This is a genomic window from Kocuria soli (assembly GCF_003797835.1).
GTDB classification, from domain to species: Bacteria; Actinomycetota; Actinomycetes; order Actinomycetales; family Micrococcaceae; genus Kocuria; species Kocuria soli.
The window spans coordinates 105,712-121,899 of record NZ_RKMF01000005.1; the positions used below are offsets into that span (position 1 = coordinate 105,712).

Sequence of the window (16,188 nt, forward strand, 5' to 3'; positions counted from 1 at the left end):
GGTTTTCCTTAGGGGTAGACGTTCATGACTGATCTTGACCGGCGGCCGAGATCACGGGCGGGTTGCCGGGGAAGCTATTGAAGGCAGAAAGCAATAGCAATGAATGCAGAACGCTTTGTCGTCATAATCTCACGTGCTCCTGCCAATCCCCCATGGAAACGACCACCCCGGTTGAGACGACGTGTTGGTCCGTAACATTCCAGGTGTGACCGTGCCCTCCGCGGAACTGGCGGAAATTGAATCGATCGGTTGCATAGATCCGGAGCCCGGAATTGGCCACGGAGTCCAGGAAAGCGCTGTCCTCGCCCGTCGTTCTGGATTCGAACGGGTGTTGTTCGAAGACTTCGCGGCGGGCCATCAGCGTGGGTCCCAGGACGAAATCCGTCCACCGGTGCTCCCGCTCGGCAAATCGCAGCAACGTCACGTTGTAAGACTCGACGTACATGAAGCTCGCCTGTTTGCCCACGACGTCTGCACCCGTGACCCGGAGCATGGCCAACTGGTCGCGGAGGTAGTTCGGTCCGTACCAGTCGTCGTCGTCCATCTTCGTTATGACCTCGCCGGTGGCGGCGGCCACTCCCGCGTTGAAGCACTCCCCCAGCGTCCAGTCTTCCGGGGCGTCGACGATCCTGAGCTTCTCGATCCCGTAGGCCGTGGCCATGTCCGTCAGCGACTGCTCGCCGGCGCCGGTGTCCGCACCGAATCCGTGGCAGACCACCACGAGTTCAAGATCAACGCCGATCTGCGCGCCGATGGTCTGCAGCGCAACAGGGAGGTTCTTGGGACGGTTGGTGCACAGGACCGCGGAAACCGTGGGGTCGGACGGCAGCCAGGGCTTGCCGTCGGGTCGGGTTCCCAGCGCCGCGCTCAGCACCTCGGCGGCGCGATGCGTGTAGGTGTGGTGCGCCCAGATCCGCCTCTGCCCCAGCCGAACGGTCCGCGCGGCCAACTCGGGACTGCGGACGAGGGTCCGGATGACGTCTGCCGCGGAGGACCGGTCGGTCACCACGGGGAGTTCCTCCTGGGGGAAGTACTCCCCCACGGCTGCGGAGGGGGTGGACACCACGGGAGTCCCGCGGGAGATGATCTCGAAGATCCGACGCGCGCACATCGACGGCGAATCCACCACGGAGTTCACGTTCAGGAACACCTTGTACGCCTGATAGGCCGTCAGCATCTGGCGGTAGTTCAGGGAACCCACGACCCGACGGTCCAGGGGCGGGGGGAACTGGTACCTCTCGTCGTCGCCGAGGTAGCGGGAGAAGATCTCCAGCCCGCGGTTCATGCGGAAGGAGACGTCGTCGGCCCCACCCAGCAGCAGGTCCATCTGCTCGCGGCGTTCAGGGTACTTGTGGGCGAAGTACATGCCGCCGAAGGCAACGTCCCGCTCGTGGAACCCGTGCGCCGGGCGGGCCGGTGAGTGGATGGCCGGCTGCGCGGCGAACGGGAGTACGGCCACCCGGTCGTGGCCAAGGGCCTCCCGGTAGGCGGGGATCAGGTTGACGTCGGAGGTGAACACGTGGTCGAAGAGATTGGCACATTCCAGGAAGTCCTCGTAGTGCGGCGGATCTTCCTTGTTCCAGAACACCGTGGGGATTCCACGGCGCCGGAACTCGGCCACCAGTTCCTTGAACGGTTCCTTGACCCCACTGGCGCCGGTGAGCTGGTACTGCCACTGGTCGTTGTTGCCGTGCCAGGCCGACTCCACAAACAGTAGGTCCGGTTGGGTTTCCTCCAGCTGAGTGCGCCAGCCCGTGCGGGTCAACGGCACCTGCTGCCATTCGTACCCGAAGGCCTGCGCGGAGAACCCGTCCAGGATGGTGGCCACGACGACGTCCTCATAGGGTCGCCGCCACGCTTCCGGAAGCGGTGCCTCCGGGAAGCTGAGCCCGGTGCCGCCGGAGGCGGTGGCCTGGGCCGTGGTGTTCGGAAGACGACGACGGCGCAAGTGCTTGCGTAACTGTTGCACGCCGCCTTCGCGCAGGTGCCACATGGCGGTGCGAGCGCCCTGAGTCAGCCCCTGGGCCTTGCCGCCGAGCCCGGCAGCGGGTCTGCCCGGCGTGTTCGGGGAGGATGAGGAATCGACCGGTTCCAGGGTCACCGGTGCGCCCCCACCCAGGTCGGCGGCTGGTACTCGGCGGCGCGTTCGTCGCGGTAGGAGCGGGCGCTCAGCAGGTTCCCGGCGGCCAGCATCTTCATGTACTCGTCGTAGCGGTCCACGACTTCGTCGGTGTCGCCGTCCATGACCACCTCGCCGTCGTCGAGCCAGACGACCCGGGTGCAGAGTTGGCGGATTTCGCTCATCGAGTGGGAGACGAAGAGGACGCAGCCGGCGTTCTCACGGATCTCGTGCATTCGCGCCTGGCCCCGGGCTTGGAACTGGGCGTCACCCGTGCTGAGCGCTTCGTCCAGGATCAGCACGTGCGGGTTGGTGGCGGTGGCCACGGCGAAACGCAGACGGGCCGCCATGCCGGAGGAGTAGGCCTTCATCGGCCAGTGCAGAGCCTTGCCCAGGGCCGCGATCTCCACCAAGTCGTCGAAGACCTCGTCCACCTGCCGCGGATTCATGCCCTGGGCCAGGCAGCCCAGGCGGATGTTGCGGTCACCGGACAGTGCCGGGACCAGGGCCACGTTGACGCCGAGCTTGGCCGGGCGGTCCACGGCCCACACGCGGCCGCGGGTTGCGTTCATCTGCCCGGCGACGATGTTCATCAGCGTCGACTTGCCCGAACCGTTCCTGCCGATGAAGCCGACGAACTCGCCCTGTTCGATCAGCAGGCGCACGTCCGTGAGTGCCTGGTTGTTCACGATGGGCGGTCGACCCAAGGCCTTGCGGAGCACCCTACGGGGCCCACTGACCTGGTCCTCCGCGTCGGAACCCGTGCTGGTGACCGTGTAGACCATGGTGACGTCGTCGATGACCACGGCCGGTCGGACGTCGGTGATCGCCGGCATCTGCTGCGTGCCGTTCTCCGCGACGACGGGCAGCGCCGCCGTCTCGGTGACGTCGGGCACCTCGCCCGTCCCCTGCAGAGGGTCGAGCGGGAGCGGTTCAGCGGCGCTCATTGGCATAGCTTTCTTCGTTGGTCCAAAACACGATCAGCCCGATCAGCCAGACGCCTCCGGCCCACACCACCAGCAGTGCCCACTGGCCGAGAGACGGAACGACGTCGTACAGCAGGATGTCGCGGGTCATCTGGAGAATTTGGTACAGCGGGTTGAGGTGGAACAGGGCCAGGATGGTCGGGTCGTCCGTGAACCGTGAAGGGTCGTAGAACAGCCCGGAACCGTACATCCACAGCCGGGTGACCACCGAGAGGATGTTTCCGACGTCGGGAATCTTGTGGACCAACGGAGCGAAAAGCATTCCCAAGCCCCAGTTGAACACTGATTGAAGAATGAAGATGGGAATGATCAACAACCAGTGCAGGCCCACGGGTTCGCTCGGCGGAATCGCCAGGACCAGAAGCACCATGGCAATCAGGACGTACACCTGGCTCAGGGCCTGACGCACCGTGATGGCCAGGGGAAGTGCTGCCCGGGGGAAGGAGAATCCCCGGATCAGGTTCTGTCCCGTGGCGATCGAACGAGCTCCCGTCACGAACGAGCGTGTCGTGTAGAAGAACATCATGAAGCCGATGACCACATAGCCGGTGAAGTTCTCGATCCCGCGGCTGGTCTGCAGCAGCAGGCCGAAGATGAGGTAGAACGTCAAGCCGAACAGAATCGGGTTGAGGACCAGCCACATCTTCCCCAGCAGGGTGTGGTCCTGGCTCACGGCCAGTCGCACACGCGCGTCGTAGAGCACGAAGTGGCGTGATCCCCACAGGCTCACCAGGTACTCGAGCAGGGGCGGGCGGGCACCGACGGCCACGAGGCGGGAGGTGTCAAAACTGACCCGCTGGTTGGAGCTGTGGGCGACCGCCTGGGTCAGGCCCTCCCAGGGCGGTGCGTCCGGAGCGGTGAACTTGGTCTTGGCCTTGGTGGGCCGGGAACGTCGCGTCTCACCGGCGTACGCGGAGGAAGCGTCATCCTGTTGGGTGCTCACGGTGTCCTCCTCGTTCGCGAGATGCTGCCGATGTCAGTTGGTCGTACCGTCCGATGGTGCCCGCAGCCACGGCCGACCAGGTCCGATCGCGGAGCACCGCATCCCGACCAGCCCGACCGAGTCTATGCGCCAGCCCCCGATCCGCCCACAATTGCAGGACCGCGTCGGCCAGCTCGGCCGGGTTCTCCGGGGGCACCAGCAGTCCCGTGACGCCGTGGCGGACGGTCTCCTGGATGGCCGGCAGTCGGGAGGCGACCACGGGAATCGCGCTGGCTCCGGCTTCCACGATCTTGAGCGGGGTGACGGCCCTGGTGACTGCTCGGTCGCGTCGAGGCACGACGAACACGTCCAGGGCACGCTGCCAGTCCTTGGCTTCGGCCTTGGTCACTCGGCCGGTGAAGACCACCCGGTCGGCAACGCCGAGTTGACGGGCCAGTTCCTGGAGGCCCGGACGGGCCGTGCCCTCCCCCACGATCACCGTTGTGATGCCCTCGGGCCATCGCGCGGTGGCGCGGATCAGGTCATCCAGTCCCTCGTAGTCGACCACGCTGGTCACTGTTCCGACCAGGAATCCCGCGTCCGGAACGGACCAGCGGTCGGTGCTCAGGCGACGTCGCACATCGGCCACCGGCTCGGGCTCCGCCTCGTATTCGGGACCCACGGCATTGGGCGCCAGTCGGACGTCACCGACGCGCACGGCGCCATGGGTGATCTCCTCGATGCGTTCGGCCATGGCACCACCCAGGGCGGCGACGTCGTCCGCCTGGCGCAGCACCTGCGCCTCACGACCGGTGAAGCTCAGGTACCGTTCGGAGGCCTCCGCGGCCGCCGGACGCCGGGAGGCCCAGGTGTCGGCCAGTTGCCCGCGGACTTCATAGACCCACGGGATGCCGAGCACCCGTGCGACCTCGCCGACCACCATGGCATTGACGAAATGCGTTGTGGTGTGCAGGACAGCCGGGCGCGTGAGCAGGCAACGGACCATGAGCTCCCGAGCGAACAGGTCCAGCCGCCCGGTGGCGGTCTCCGGCAACCGACCGGGGTTGATCCGGTGGTACGTGACACCGTCGATCACGTCCTGGTCGCGAGCCTGGATCCGACCCACCTGTACCGGGTAACCCGGGCGGGTCATCGCATGTACGTCCCATCCGGCGCGCGCTTGAGCGGAAAGCAACGCGTGGGATCGTAGGGCGTACCCGCTGGAGGTGTGCGGGACGGAATTGGTCAGCACGTGCAGCACGGTCTGCGGTTGTGGCTGGTACGTGCCGGCCAACTGATTCTCGTCCGAGCCCAGGAAACTGCGGAGGTCAGGGGCTGTGCCGTGGAACTGCGCGCGTTCGTCCACCAGGCGCAGAAGTTGTCGTTTCTCGGCGCGAGTGGCTCGTCCGGAGAGCCACCCACGTTGGAGATTCTCGACCGCGGACCCCATGTCGCCCAGGTACCAGTCCCGACGCGCCAACGTTCCTGCCGACCGGCGCAGTCCCCCGGGAAGTTCCGCGGTGAGCCTGAAAGCGTGGTCCACGGCGTCCACGGCCTGGGCGACTTCTGCCAGCCGACGACGCCGTTGGTGGTCGCGCCGTAGCACCGCGGGTTCGCGCACAGCCCGGTCGAAGAGCTCCTCGAGTTCGTCGTCACGACCTCTGATGTGCAGACCGAGGCCACCCATTCCCGGTGCCCACGGGTGCGCGGCGGCCAGTGGCCGAGCCAGGCGGTAGGACAAGGAGGACGGGAGCCGACGGGACACCTGCAGACCGAAGACCACGGGATCCGTGCCGACATGCTCCAAAGCGGTCGAAAGGACCAAGCGGAGGTGTCGGCCCCAGTGGATCTTGCCGACAGGCTCGGCGGAGAGTGTCATGAAGCGGACTCGCGGTGCTCGTCGGGGTTCTGCTCATTCGGCTTCCGGCCCTCGTTGGCGGGCTGCAGATCGTGGTCGCCGGGCGTGGCGCCGAGCAGGTCGGTCAACAGGTCGTCGTACTGATCGGCCAGATCTTTGTAATCGGCATGGGCACTCACCCACCGTCGGCCGGCGTCATCAACCGCCAACAGCCCACGGTCCTCAGCCAGACGACGCCAGAGCTGGGCGATCTCCTCGGCTGTCCCGCCGACGATGTGACCCGTGCCGGCCGCTTCGAGGATACGGGCGGCCTCTCCCTTGACCACACCTGTGATGTGGCGGCCGACCGCCATGACCTCGTACGTCTTGGACGGAATGGTCGCCTCGAAGGAGCGCCAGTCATCCCGTAGCGAGATCACCAGCGAGTCTGCTGCCTCGTAATGAGCGAAGACCTCGTCCCGGAACACGGGATCGAGGAAACGCACATCCACTCCCCGCGATTGTGCGTAGGCCTTGAGGATCGCCTTCTGCGACCCCTGACCGACCATGGTCAGTCGCATGTCCTCTCCGACCAGGCGGGCGGCGTCGATGAGTCGTTCGAGTCGCTGGCTCTCACCGTGGTTGCCGAGGTAGAGCACCTCCAGGCGGGACCGGAGCGGGACGGGGGGTAAAGCGGGGGTACGGGAGAGCATCACGCCGTTGCGCACGGTCGCAACCGACGTGACCCCACGCTCCCGCAAGGTTTCGGCAAAGCCCTCCGTGACGGTCACGACCAGGTCGGCGTGATTCTGGACGAACTCCACGGCCCAGTTGATCACCGACTGGGCCAGGCCCAGCGCCACCCCGGAATCCGTGACCAGGTTCGGCCAGGCGTCACGCATTTCCACGACCAGCGGTACCCGGCGCAATTTGGCAGCGGCCCAGGCGGCTGCCATCAGGGGAAGCGAGGGTGCGGTGATCACCACGACGTCGGGCCTGGGGCAGGTCAAGGCACGCACGCAGCTTCCCGCTGCGGTGAAGAGCTGGTCCAAGAGTTTGGAGAGCCGGTCGTCACGGCCCGTGATGAAGGGAACGCGGAGAATCCGTTCACCCAACGGGCCAGTCTGGCGACGCAGCACCCGGCCGCGCGTCGTCGGCGAGTAATCGGGCCCGAAGCTGTAATGCGCGACGGGGGCGACGACGGTGAGTGCCCACCCGCGATTCCGAAGATGGCGGGTGAGTGCCTGCCAGCGCCGCTGCGGAGGGGAATGCTCGGGCCAGTAGGAGTGGGTGAGGAGGAGGACGTTCATGGGGGCAGATGGTCCTGGGGCTCCCGCGTCGGCCCCGGAGGACCGCGCGGCAGCCTTACAGGCCGCTCCCGTCGTTGTCCTTGTTCTGTTCGTAGTACTCGTCCAGGGTGCCGTCGTCCATGGCGTCCCCGATCTCCTTCATGGCGTCGTAATCGGGCAGGACGACCGACTGGCCGTCGTCCGAGGTCCCGACGCCGTTGGTGTGGACGGTGAACATGTGGATGTCGGAGCTGCTGGTGCCGACCATCTCCGGGACCAGACCGCGGATGTAGCCGGAATCGAGTCCTTCGGAAACCGTGAGGTACGGAGAGATCTCGTCCACGGTGTCCTGGATACGGCTGGGGTTGGTCAACGTCGAGGAATCCAGGAAGCGGTCCAGCAGCGCGCGGATGTAGGCCCGCTGGTTCTCCACGCGCGTGTAGTCGCTGTCCGTGAAGGCGTGGCGCTCACGCACGAACTTGAGCGCTTCCTCGCCGTCCATATCCATGGGGCCCTGGGTGAAGGTGGTGCCGTCATCCGTGCTGAACGTCTGCGGCACGTCCACGGTCACGCCACCCAGAGCGTCGGTCAGACCCTCGAAGCCCTCGAAGTCCACCGACATGACTTCGTCCACGCGCGTGCCGAACAGCCCTTCGACGGTTTCGACCATGAGCGGCATCCCGCCGTTCTGGAACGCGGAGTTGATCTTGGACTCACCCACCCCGGGAATGTCCACCCAGGTGTCACGCATGATGGACATGACGTAGACCTCACCGCCGTCCGGTGGGATGTGCAACAGCATGATGGAGTCGGCGCGCTCACCCGCACGGCCTTGCTCACCGCCGCCCTCGGGCCGTTGGTCGGAGCCGAGCAGGAGGATGGTGGTGCCGTCCGAGTCCGCCGGCCGGTCACCCTCGGGAAAAGCCGAAGCGGAGGGCAAGGCGGTGACATTGTCATCGAAGCTGCGGCTGAGGTTGTTGACGTACAGGAAGACCGCGGTGACCACGCCGACCAGGACGACCAGGAAGAAGATCAGAAAACCCAGGAGCACCTTGCGACCGCGTCGCTTGGGACGTGCACCGTCCCCCGCCTCGGACGATCCCCCGGAGGAATTCTCGGAGGCGTCACCGAACAGGTCGTCTTGGATGTCACGGGCCACTGGCACGTCCTTTGGTCACGGGAATGGCATGTTGTCGGCCGCTCGGCGGACAACGAACTACTCAGCGCAAGATTGTCCCATCATAGGGCTTCGGCCGTGATCACGGACACGGACCCGGGGGCGGTCGTCGTCGTCACATCCGTGTCACCAGGTTCCACCCCGGGGACCTGCGGCTGCAATCGCGGGGGCAGCAGGGGTAGTCCGTATCCGTCAACGGAAGGGCGTCCGGGCTCCACGGGGGTCACCGCACCACGGACGTCCATGGCCACCCCGTCGCCGTCGACCGTTGTGGGCGCATTCGTGGATGTGACCGGATGTGACGGCTCGCCCCCGTCGAAAAGGGTGGTGGCCGGGTAGTTCTCGGTCCAGTCGTCGCCGCTCAGGGTGCTCACGTTCGCCGCGCTGATGCCCTTGGGCAACTTAACGGTCACGGGCAGCTCCTCGGCCGTGGCGGGATCACGGAAATCCACGACGACGACGGACGTGGTGCCGTCCTCCTGCTCAATGGCGTAAGCGGTCACCTCCTCGCCCTTCGAACCCTCGGTGGGCTTACCCTTTCCGACCGCGATCTGCGTCTCCTGGAACTGCCCCGCAGGGAGGCCGCCGACCAGTGCCAGAGCCAGGCCGTTTGTCCGGGGCACGAAGGCCTCCCCCGGCTTCTGTAGCGTTCCGGAGGAGCAGAGCACCGACATGGGGGCGCCGCCGTTGCACGGTTCCACCGAGGAGTGGAAGCCGATCCGGTCCACGCCCAATTCCTGGGCGCGCATCACGTAGTCGGCGCTGTAGAGGGCGGCGGCCTGGGTGGTCGTGATGTCGTTGCTGCCGGCGCACGCGGAGACAGAGGTCTCCATGACCCAGGTGTTCATGTCGGCCTCGTCAGCCAGCCTGACCGCTCGACCCAGGAGGATGTCCACGCGCTGACGGGTTTCGGCGGACACGGTGTTCTGGAGAGTGGGGGCGCTGTTGGCCCGGTACACAGGATCGCCCAGACCGTCGCACTCGGAGAGCGGGTACTGGTGAACCGCCAGGGTGGAGTTGTCGACCTCGGCACCGATCACCGCGCGCCACCAGTCCATGTCGTAGGTCCCGGGGCCGACGATGTTCGCGTCAGGGACTTCCTTCCTGATGGCCTTGACGTAGTCCTCCCACACCCCGATGAACTTCTCTTCGTCCCAGGAGGCGTCCTTGATGTTGCGATCGTTGTCCGCACCCAGGTAGTAGCCGTTGGGCTCGTTGCCGATCATGATCCCGGTCAGTCGGTCGCCGAAGGCTTCCTCGGCGTGCGCGGCCACGGAGGCGGCGCGCTCGGGGTCCTCGTCGGCCAGGTTGACGCCGATGATCACCGAGGCGTCGGTGACTTCGGCGAGGCCCGCCACACGCTCCAGGTCCTCCGGGGTGACCGTGGTGATCTCCTCGTCCGGACGCAAGGGCCAGTCATCCGGTGGCGTCTCCCCCGCATCGGTGAAGAAGAACCGGCGGTCGACGGCATTCCCGCCGAATCGCAGGGTGGGCTGATCCATGGAGGACAGGATCCTGACCAGATCGGGATTGTCCTTGCTGATCCGTTCGTCGGCCAGTTCGGTGGACTCGAGGGACAGGCCAGCGCCGGCCTGTTCGTAGTCCTCGCCCGTGTCCTTGTCGGAGACCTCGACCGTCACGCCCCCGGAAGAGGAACGGGGCGCGGTAGCCGTGGGGGTTGCTCCTTCCCCGCGGTTGCGTTGCTCGGCGATCCAGCCCAGTGGGTCTTCCGGCGGGGCTTCTAACGGCCAGGGGTCGGTGGACTCGGGGTTCGGCGCGGCGGTGGAGGAAGCTGACGTGGAGGGCGAACCCTGGCTCTGGGGATCCTCGGTGGAGTCGGGGCCACAGCCGGTCAGAATCAACAGTGTGGCCAGCGTCGTGCCGAGCGCGGTCTTGGGCACAGACCTGGGCCGGGAGGGAACGTGGTGTGGGGGGCGCATCGCGCTCAGTGTATCGGTGGGGCTGCTGGTGGCGCCCCTGTCGGTCAGGCTGGGTGGACGAACGACGGCGGTCGTCACCGTGCGTACACGGGACAACCGCCGTCGAGATCAGGTCCGGACGGATTGAGCCGTCCGACCGGTCGGAGCTGAAGCGCCCCGGGCTGCGATCAGTTGGACTTGCCGAAGTTCTTGAAGCGAGCGTTGAAGCGCTCGACGCGGCCGGCGGAGTCCATGATCCGCTGCTTGCCGGTGTAGAACGGGTGCGACTCGGAGGAGATTTCCACCTCGATGACGGGGTACTCGTTGCCGTCCTCCCACGTCTCGGTCTTCTCCGAGGTGGCGGTCGAGCGGGTCAGGAAGGTCTTGCCGGAGGCGAGATCGCGGAACAGGACCGGGTGGTAATCCGGGTGGATGTCGTTCTTCATGAGCGTGTGAATCCTTGGCTCTTGGGTGACTGGATTTTGCCAGGCACGATGACGCTGGGTTGCGGGTGTCCGGGTCGGTCACTGCGGAGCTTCGAATCCGATGCCCATCGAGTGGGCATCGGCGAGTGCGCAGGAGCGGGACACCAGCGCACCATCGTACAGCAGGGCGTTCCGCCATGTCCCGGGAGGACGGTTTGCGGACGGGCGCGTCTCGTCGAGTTTCCGTGACGTTACCCACGGCGACCACCGGTTTCGTAGAGTGAAGTGGTGCGTCTCACCGGCGCGCTGGTTCGGCTCCCCCCGGCTCCTCCTTGCCTGACCAGCGACGACGTTGCACCGACGTCGTGGTGAGCGTTCGCTGTTCCCTCGCTCCCCTTGAAGGACATACCTCCATGCGCTCTGCCCCGCCGCCCTCGAACCGTCGCCGACCAAAGGCCCCTCTGGCCACGTCAGCCCTCGCCATGGTGCTGACCCTCCTTCTGGCCCCGGCTGCGGGGACCACTGCGGCCGGAGCCACCGAGCAATCGGAACCGGGGCCCACGTCCCCGGACGGAACCGGAACCGAGGACCAGGCCCCCGCCGCCGCTCAGGCGGCGGCGGACGCGGCAACCGATGTCCCCGCAGTCGCCGATCCCGGGGAGGTCCCCGAGGAGACGCCTCGCCTCATGGTCAAGTTCACCGAACCCTCGGACGAACAGGGCAGCAAGGAGGCTCTGGTGGCGGAGGCCGCCGCGTCCGCCGGGGTGGCCGATGAGGCCGGACTGGCCGAGGCGGAGACTCCCACCACCGTGAACACCCTCGACGACGGCACCGACGTGCTGGCCTTCGATGAAGCACTGACCGCTGAAGAACAGGCCGACGTCATCCACGAGCTCGAGGCCGATCCCCGCGTCGAGTACGCCGAACCGGACCGGCTGGCCGTTGCTTCCGCTACGCCCGCAACCAATGACCCGCTGCTGAACCAACAGTTCGGGCTGCTCGGACGCAACGTTCCGGCGGCATGGTCCACCAGCACCGGAGCGGGGCAAACCGTGGCCGTGATCGACACCGGCCTGGCTTCGCACCCGGACCTCCGGGGCAAGACCGTTCCCGGTCGGGACATGGTGTCCAACTGGCCGGACACCTTCGCGATCGACGGCGACGGCCGCGACGCCGATCCCTCGGATCCAGGCGATCGCCCTGGTGTCTCCGGCTGCTCCGCGACCTGGCACGGCACCCACGTTGCGGGCATTGCGGCGGCCGGCACGAACAACGGAATCGGCATGGCAGGTGTGGCCAGGGACGCCAAGATCATGCCCGTACGCGTCCTGGGTTTCTGCACCTACGGCTACGAGTCAGACATTGCCGCGGGCATCCGGTGGGCGGCCGGCGCGACGATCGACGGCACCACGGCGGCAGCACCCGCCACGGTCATCAACATGTCCCTGAACCTGGAGGGACGGTGCAGCGCCACCATGCAGGGCGCCATCGACTACGCGACCAACCGCAGCATCCCCGTCGTGGTGTCCGCCGGCAACGCCAACAAGGACGCGGCCAACTACCCACCGGCCAACTGCACCAACGTCATCGCGGTCGGTGCAGCCGACCAGAACGGCGCCCGGACCGTGTATTCGAACTGGGGCCCCGCCGTCGACGTCCTGGCACCGGGCGGCACATCGACCGTGCCCGTCATCTCGACCATGAACTCGGGGAGCACCACGTACGCCACGGCAAACTACGGACACAAGTACGGGACCTCCATGGCCGCCCCGTTCGTCGCCGGGACCGTGGCCCTCATGAAGCAGGCAGATCCGTCGCTCACCCCGGCGCAGATCGAGTCGACGCTCAAGTCGACGTCGACCGGTCAACTGGGCTCGCGCCAAGTGGCGCCGGCGCGCGCGGTGGCCTCCGTGGCCCCCGAACCGCCGTTCCGGGACGTCTCCCTCAGCAACCAGTTCGCCACCGAGATCTCCTGGGTCAAGGACCGCGGCTACCTGAAGGGATGGCCCGACGGCACGTTCCGGCCCCTCACCAAGATCGACCGTGACGCGATGGCGGCAGTGGCCTACCGGATGAAGGGCTCCCCCGCCTTCACCCCGCCCAAGACCTCGCCCTACAAGGACGTGCCGACCACGCACCAGTTCTACAAGGAGATCACCTGGGCTCGGTCCAACGGGATTCTGACGGGATGGCCGGACGGCACGTTCCGCCCCCAGAACGACATCACCCGGGATGCCACGGCGGCGATCTTCTACCTGATGGCGGGATCACCGGCCTACACGGCGCCGTCGACCTCCCGGTTCACGGACCTGCACCCCGGTCAGCAGTTCTACAAGGAAGTCCACTGGTTGGCCTCCCGTGGTATCACCACGGGGTGGCCGGACGGCACGTTCCGGCCGCTGAACACCACCAACCGGGATGCCATGGCGGCGTTCATCTACCGCTACTACAACTGAGGGCCACCCCCACCTGAGTCCGCTCACTCTGGTGCGGTACCCCGGGATGGTGGGCCTCGGCGGCCCACCATCCCCATGTGGAACTCGTTGTACCGGTCCCCGTGCACTCCCACGCGGTTGGCCAGGTCGTCCAGATCGGCCTTCTCATCAGCCGAGAGGGCGACCTGGGTGGCCCCGGCGTTCTCCTGGATCCTCTCGGTCCGGCGCGTGCCCGGGATCGGTACGATCCACGGCTGCTGGGCCAGCAGCCAGGCCAGCGCCACCTGCCCCGGGGAGACCCCCTTGAGTTCGGCCAGGTGGGACACATGATCGACCAGCGCCTGGTTGGCCGTCAGGTTCGCTTCGTCGAACCGCGGGATCGTCGAGCGGATGTCTCCCTCCGCCAAGGGCGTGTCCGTGGAGACCGTGCCGGTCAGGAAGCCCTTGCCGAGCGGGCTGAACGGGACGAACCCGATGCCGAGTTCGGCGAGGGTCGGCAGGACTTCGGCCTCCGGGTCGCGGGTCCACAGTGAGTACTCGCTCTGGACCGCAGTCACGGGGTGGACCGTGTGGGCTGCACAGATTGTTGCGGCGGAGGGCTCCGAAAGCCCGAAGTGCTTGACCTTGCCCGCCTGGACCAACTCCCCCACGGCCCCGGCCACGTCCTCAATGGGCACGTCGGGGTCCACGCGGTGCTGGTAGAAGAGGTCGATCCGATCCGTGCGTAGCCGCTTGAGGGATTCGTCGGCGACCTGACGGATCTGCTCCAGTCGGCTGTTGAGTCCCTTGACCTGCCTGTCCTGGATGTCCCACCCGAACTTGGTGGCGATCACGACCTGGTCGCGCAGCGGTTCGAGGGCTTCCCCCACCAGTTCCTCGTTGACGTACGGGCCGTACACCTCGGCCGTGTCGAAGAAGGTGACACCGGCGTCGACGGCGGAGCGCAGCACCGCGATCATGTCCTCCCGGCTCCCCGGGTTGGGTCCGTAGCTCTGGGACATGCCCATGGCCCCGAGGCCGACTGCTGAGACTTCCAGTCCTTGTCCAAGTGTTCTGGTGTGCACGGTCAGACCTCCTTGACGTCGGCGTGCACCCCAGGCTACGACGGCAGGCGCCGGTCAGCGTGGCCCTCACGGTGCCTAGATCAACTCCGGCGTCGGGAGCGCAGGAGCGCAACCATGAGCGCCAATCCCCAGAGCAGGAACAGGGGATCCCACAACCAGGCGTGGCCAATCATTGCGTTACGGTCGTAGCCGCCGACCGGATCCACGATGCCCGCGAGAACAGCGCCACCCGCGATCGTGTTGAGACCGCCCCACAGGATGAGGACCACTGCGCCCAACCAACACAGACCGCGGCTGACCAGCGCACCTGGCCAATGCTTGACCGCCAGCCATACGGGTACCACGGCGGCCAAGAGCTTGACGACGGCGACCGGGTACAGGAGCCCCAGACGGTCACCGAAGCTGTTGATGATGCGCTCACCGAGGGTCCACAAGAGCCATTCGCCACCCGATGCCCAATAGAAACTCGCAGCGGAGTGGAGGACCCCCGCCGCCGCTGCAGCAATTGCCCAGGCCAAACCTTGCGGCCTCGGGCGGCGGCTGTCGGCGGGGTCATGCGTCCAGGAGCGTGAGGCGGACCATGGCGTGTGCCTTACGTTGTAAGTCATCCTTACACTGTACGTGACACTGCCGGCTGGCGTCGGCAGCGATTGAAGGGAGAGCCCATGGTTCGTGTTCGCGAGCCCCTGACCCGTACGGCCGTCCTGGAAAGGGCGATCCGGCTCATTGACCACGAGGGCCCGGGCGCGGTGACCATGAGGAGGCTGGCGGCCGAACTCGGTGTCGAGGCGATGTCGCTCTACCACCACGTGAAGAACAAGCAGGACATCCTCGACGGCATGGCCGCGCTGCTGATTTCCCGGATGCCGACACTCACCTCAGCGGATGATGCGTCTTGGCGTGAGATCTTGCACGATGTCTGCTGGTCCTATCGGAACCTCATGACGGCACACCCGAATGTGTTCGCGGCACAAGGTGGAGGGCGCCCGCTCATCTCCGGAGAGGACCAGCTGGCAGCTCAACGCATCATCGAGGTTCTCGAACGGGCGGGGTTTCCGCTGGAGATCGCACTGGATCTGTTCCAGGTCGGTTCCTCCTTCACGCGCGGATTCGCGCTCTCCGACGTCGCCTACCGGGACTCGGAGCGCACTGTGCCCGACGAGTGGGATTCTGACCGCGCGTTCGACCGTGGATTGACCGCCATCATGGACGGATTTGCCCGCTGGTTGGACTAGGGGACGCCGTCGACGAGCGCTGTGGTCACCGCGTTGCGTAGAAGGCCACAGCAGACGATGCCGCGACGTTGAGGGAGTCCACCCCGTGCATCATGGGGATCGTGACTCTCCGATCCAGCCGGCGGTCCGCGCGGTCGGTGAGGCCGCGGCCTTCGGTTCCGAAGATCAGGGCCAGGCGTTCGTGTTCCTCAGTCACCAGGTCGTCCAGGGTGATGGCGCCCTCCCCCAGGGTCATGCCCGCCACCACGTAACCGGCTTCCTGGAGCACGTTCAGCCCGGCGGGCCAGGGGTTGATGCGGGTCCAGGGGATCTGGAACACCGTGCCCATCGACACGCGGATGGACCGCCGGGAGAGCGGGTCGGCACAGCGAGGGGTCACCAGGACGGCGTGCACGCCCAGGGCGGCTGCCGAACGAAACACGGCACCCACGTTGGTCGGGTGTTCTAAAATTTGCGCTCGCGATGGCTGCACCTGGAGCAATCTCTGCTACCTGTTGAGCTCCAAATGGAGCATCGGATACGGTCGCCCATCTCCGTCGAGCTTGTCGCGGCCCACCTGCGCGAATCCTCGGTTGAGGTATACGCCGCAGGCTCCGGAATTCTGTTCATTCACGTCGACTCCGGTCACTCCGGATTCGATGATGGCTTCATTTAACAGGTCCCTGTCCGACGGTATCGACCCGTCCACCTGCGAGGGCCGGCTCATGCTCAACCTGATGGCGACGTTCACCGAGTCCGAGCGGGAGCTCATCCAGGAGCGCGTCCAGGCCGGTATCGATG

Annotated in this window: 12 protein-coding genes and 1 pseudogene; 2 read left to right on the forward strand and 11 right to left on the reverse strand. The window is 66.5% G+C overall.

What is annotated here, in order from left to right; translation table 11 throughout:
• Positions 1-121 precede the first annotated feature (121 nt).
• The 8 genes from EDL96_RS05285 to EDL96_RS05320 all read right to left on the reverse strand — a co-directional run bounded on the left by EDL96_RS05285 (position 122) and on the right by EDL96_RS05320 (position 10,695).
• A complete protein-coding gene (locus EDL96_RS05285) occupies positions 122-2,101 on the reverse strand; it encodes a glycosyltransferase family protein (protein WP_325049534.1) in 1,980 nt (659 codons plus the stop codon).
• Positions 2,098-3,066, reverse strand: a complete 969-nt coding sequence (locus EDL96_RS05290; protein WP_233568702.1) for an ABC transporter ATP-binding protein — start codon at positions 3,064-3,066, stop codon at positions 2,098-2,100. The genes EDL96_RS05285 and EDL96_RS05290 overlap by 4 nt, the downstream gene beginning before the upstream one ends.
• Complete coding sequence (locus EDL96_RS05295) at positions 3,053-4,048, reverse strand: ABC transporter permease (protein WP_233568703.1); 996 nt, start codon at positions 4,046-4,048, stop codon at positions 3,053-3,055. Before EDL96_RS05295 ends, EDL96_RS05290 begins: the two co-directional genes overlap by 14 nt.
• Positions 4,029-5,906, reverse strand: a complete 1,878-nt coding sequence (locus EDL96_RS05300) for a glycosyltransferase family 4 protein (RefSeq protein WP_123824763.1) — start codon at positions 5,904-5,906, stop codon at positions 4,029-4,031. The genes EDL96_RS05295 and EDL96_RS05300 overlap by 20 nt, the downstream gene beginning before the upstream one ends.
• Entirely contained in the window at positions 5,903-7,174 is a 1,272-nt protein-coding gene (locus EDL96_RS05305; protein WP_123824764.1) for a glycosyltransferase family 4 protein, read from the reverse strand. The genes EDL96_RS05300 and EDL96_RS05305 overlap by 4 nt, the downstream gene beginning before the upstream one ends.
• A 55-nt stretch (positions 7,175-7,229) precedes the next feature.
• Positions 7,230-8,312: an LCP family protein gene (locus EDL96_RS05310; protein ID WP_233568704.1), complete on the reverse strand. Its 1,083-nt coding sequence runs from the start codon at positions 8,310-8,312 to the stop codon at positions 7,230-7,232.
• An 80-nt stretch (positions 8,313-8,392) separates the two neighbouring features.
• The gene (locus EDL96_RS05315; protein WP_123824765.1) at positions 8,393-10,270 is read right to left on the reverse strand and encodes a hypothetical protein; all 1,878 of its coding nucleotides are present in this window, start codon (positions 10,268-10,270) and stop codon (positions 8,393-8,395) included.
• Positions 10,271-10,437: 167 nt separating this feature from the next.
• A complete protein-coding gene (locus tag EDL96_RS05320; RefSeq protein ID WP_123824766.1) occupies positions 10,438-10,695 on the reverse strand; it encodes a type B 50S ribosomal protein L31 in 258 nt (85 codons plus the stop codon).
• A 392-nt stretch (positions 10,696-11,087) separates the two neighbouring features.
• Between EDL96_RS05320 and EDL96_RS13675 the strand changes: the two genes are divergently transcribed.
• Positions 11,088-13,130, forward strand: coding sequence for a S8 family serine peptidase (locus EDL96_RS13675; protein WP_123824767.1), 2,043 nt, complete (start codon positions 11,088-11,090; stop codon positions 13,128-13,130).
• A 23-nt stretch (positions 13,131-13,153) separates the two neighbouring features.
• Here EDL96_RS13675 and EDL96_RS05330 read toward each other — a convergent pair whose 3' ends face one another.
• Complete coding sequence (locus tag EDL96_RS05330) at positions 13,154-14,173, reverse strand: aldo/keto reductase (protein ID WP_123824768.1); 1,020 nt, start codon at positions 14,171-14,173, stop codon at positions 13,154-13,156.
• An 80-nt stretch (positions 14,174-14,253) separates the two neighbouring features.
• The gene (locus tag EDL96_RS05335; RefSeq protein WP_123824769.1) at positions 14,254-14,781 is read right to left on the reverse strand and encodes a DUF3995 domain-containing protein; all 528 of its coding nucleotides are present in this window, start codon (positions 14,779-14,781) and stop codon (positions 14,254-14,256) included.
• Positions 14,782-14,838: 57 nt separating this feature from the next.
• Between EDL96_RS05335 and EDL96_RS05340 the strand changes: the two genes are divergently transcribed.
• The gene (locus tag EDL96_RS05340) at positions 14,839-15,408 is read left to right on the forward strand and encodes a TetR family transcriptional regulator (protein ID WP_123824770.1); all 570 of its coding nucleotides are present in this window, start codon (positions 14,839-14,841) and stop codon (positions 15,406-15,408) included.
• Between the two features lie 25 nt (positions 15,409-15,433).
• Here EDL96_RS05340 and EDL96_RS05345 read toward each other — a convergent pair.
• Positions 15,434-15,859, reverse strand: a pseudogene (locus tag EDL96_RS05345) (TrmH family RNA methyltransferase); the annotation flags it as partial.
• Positions 15,860-16,188: the final 329 nt, after the last annotated feature.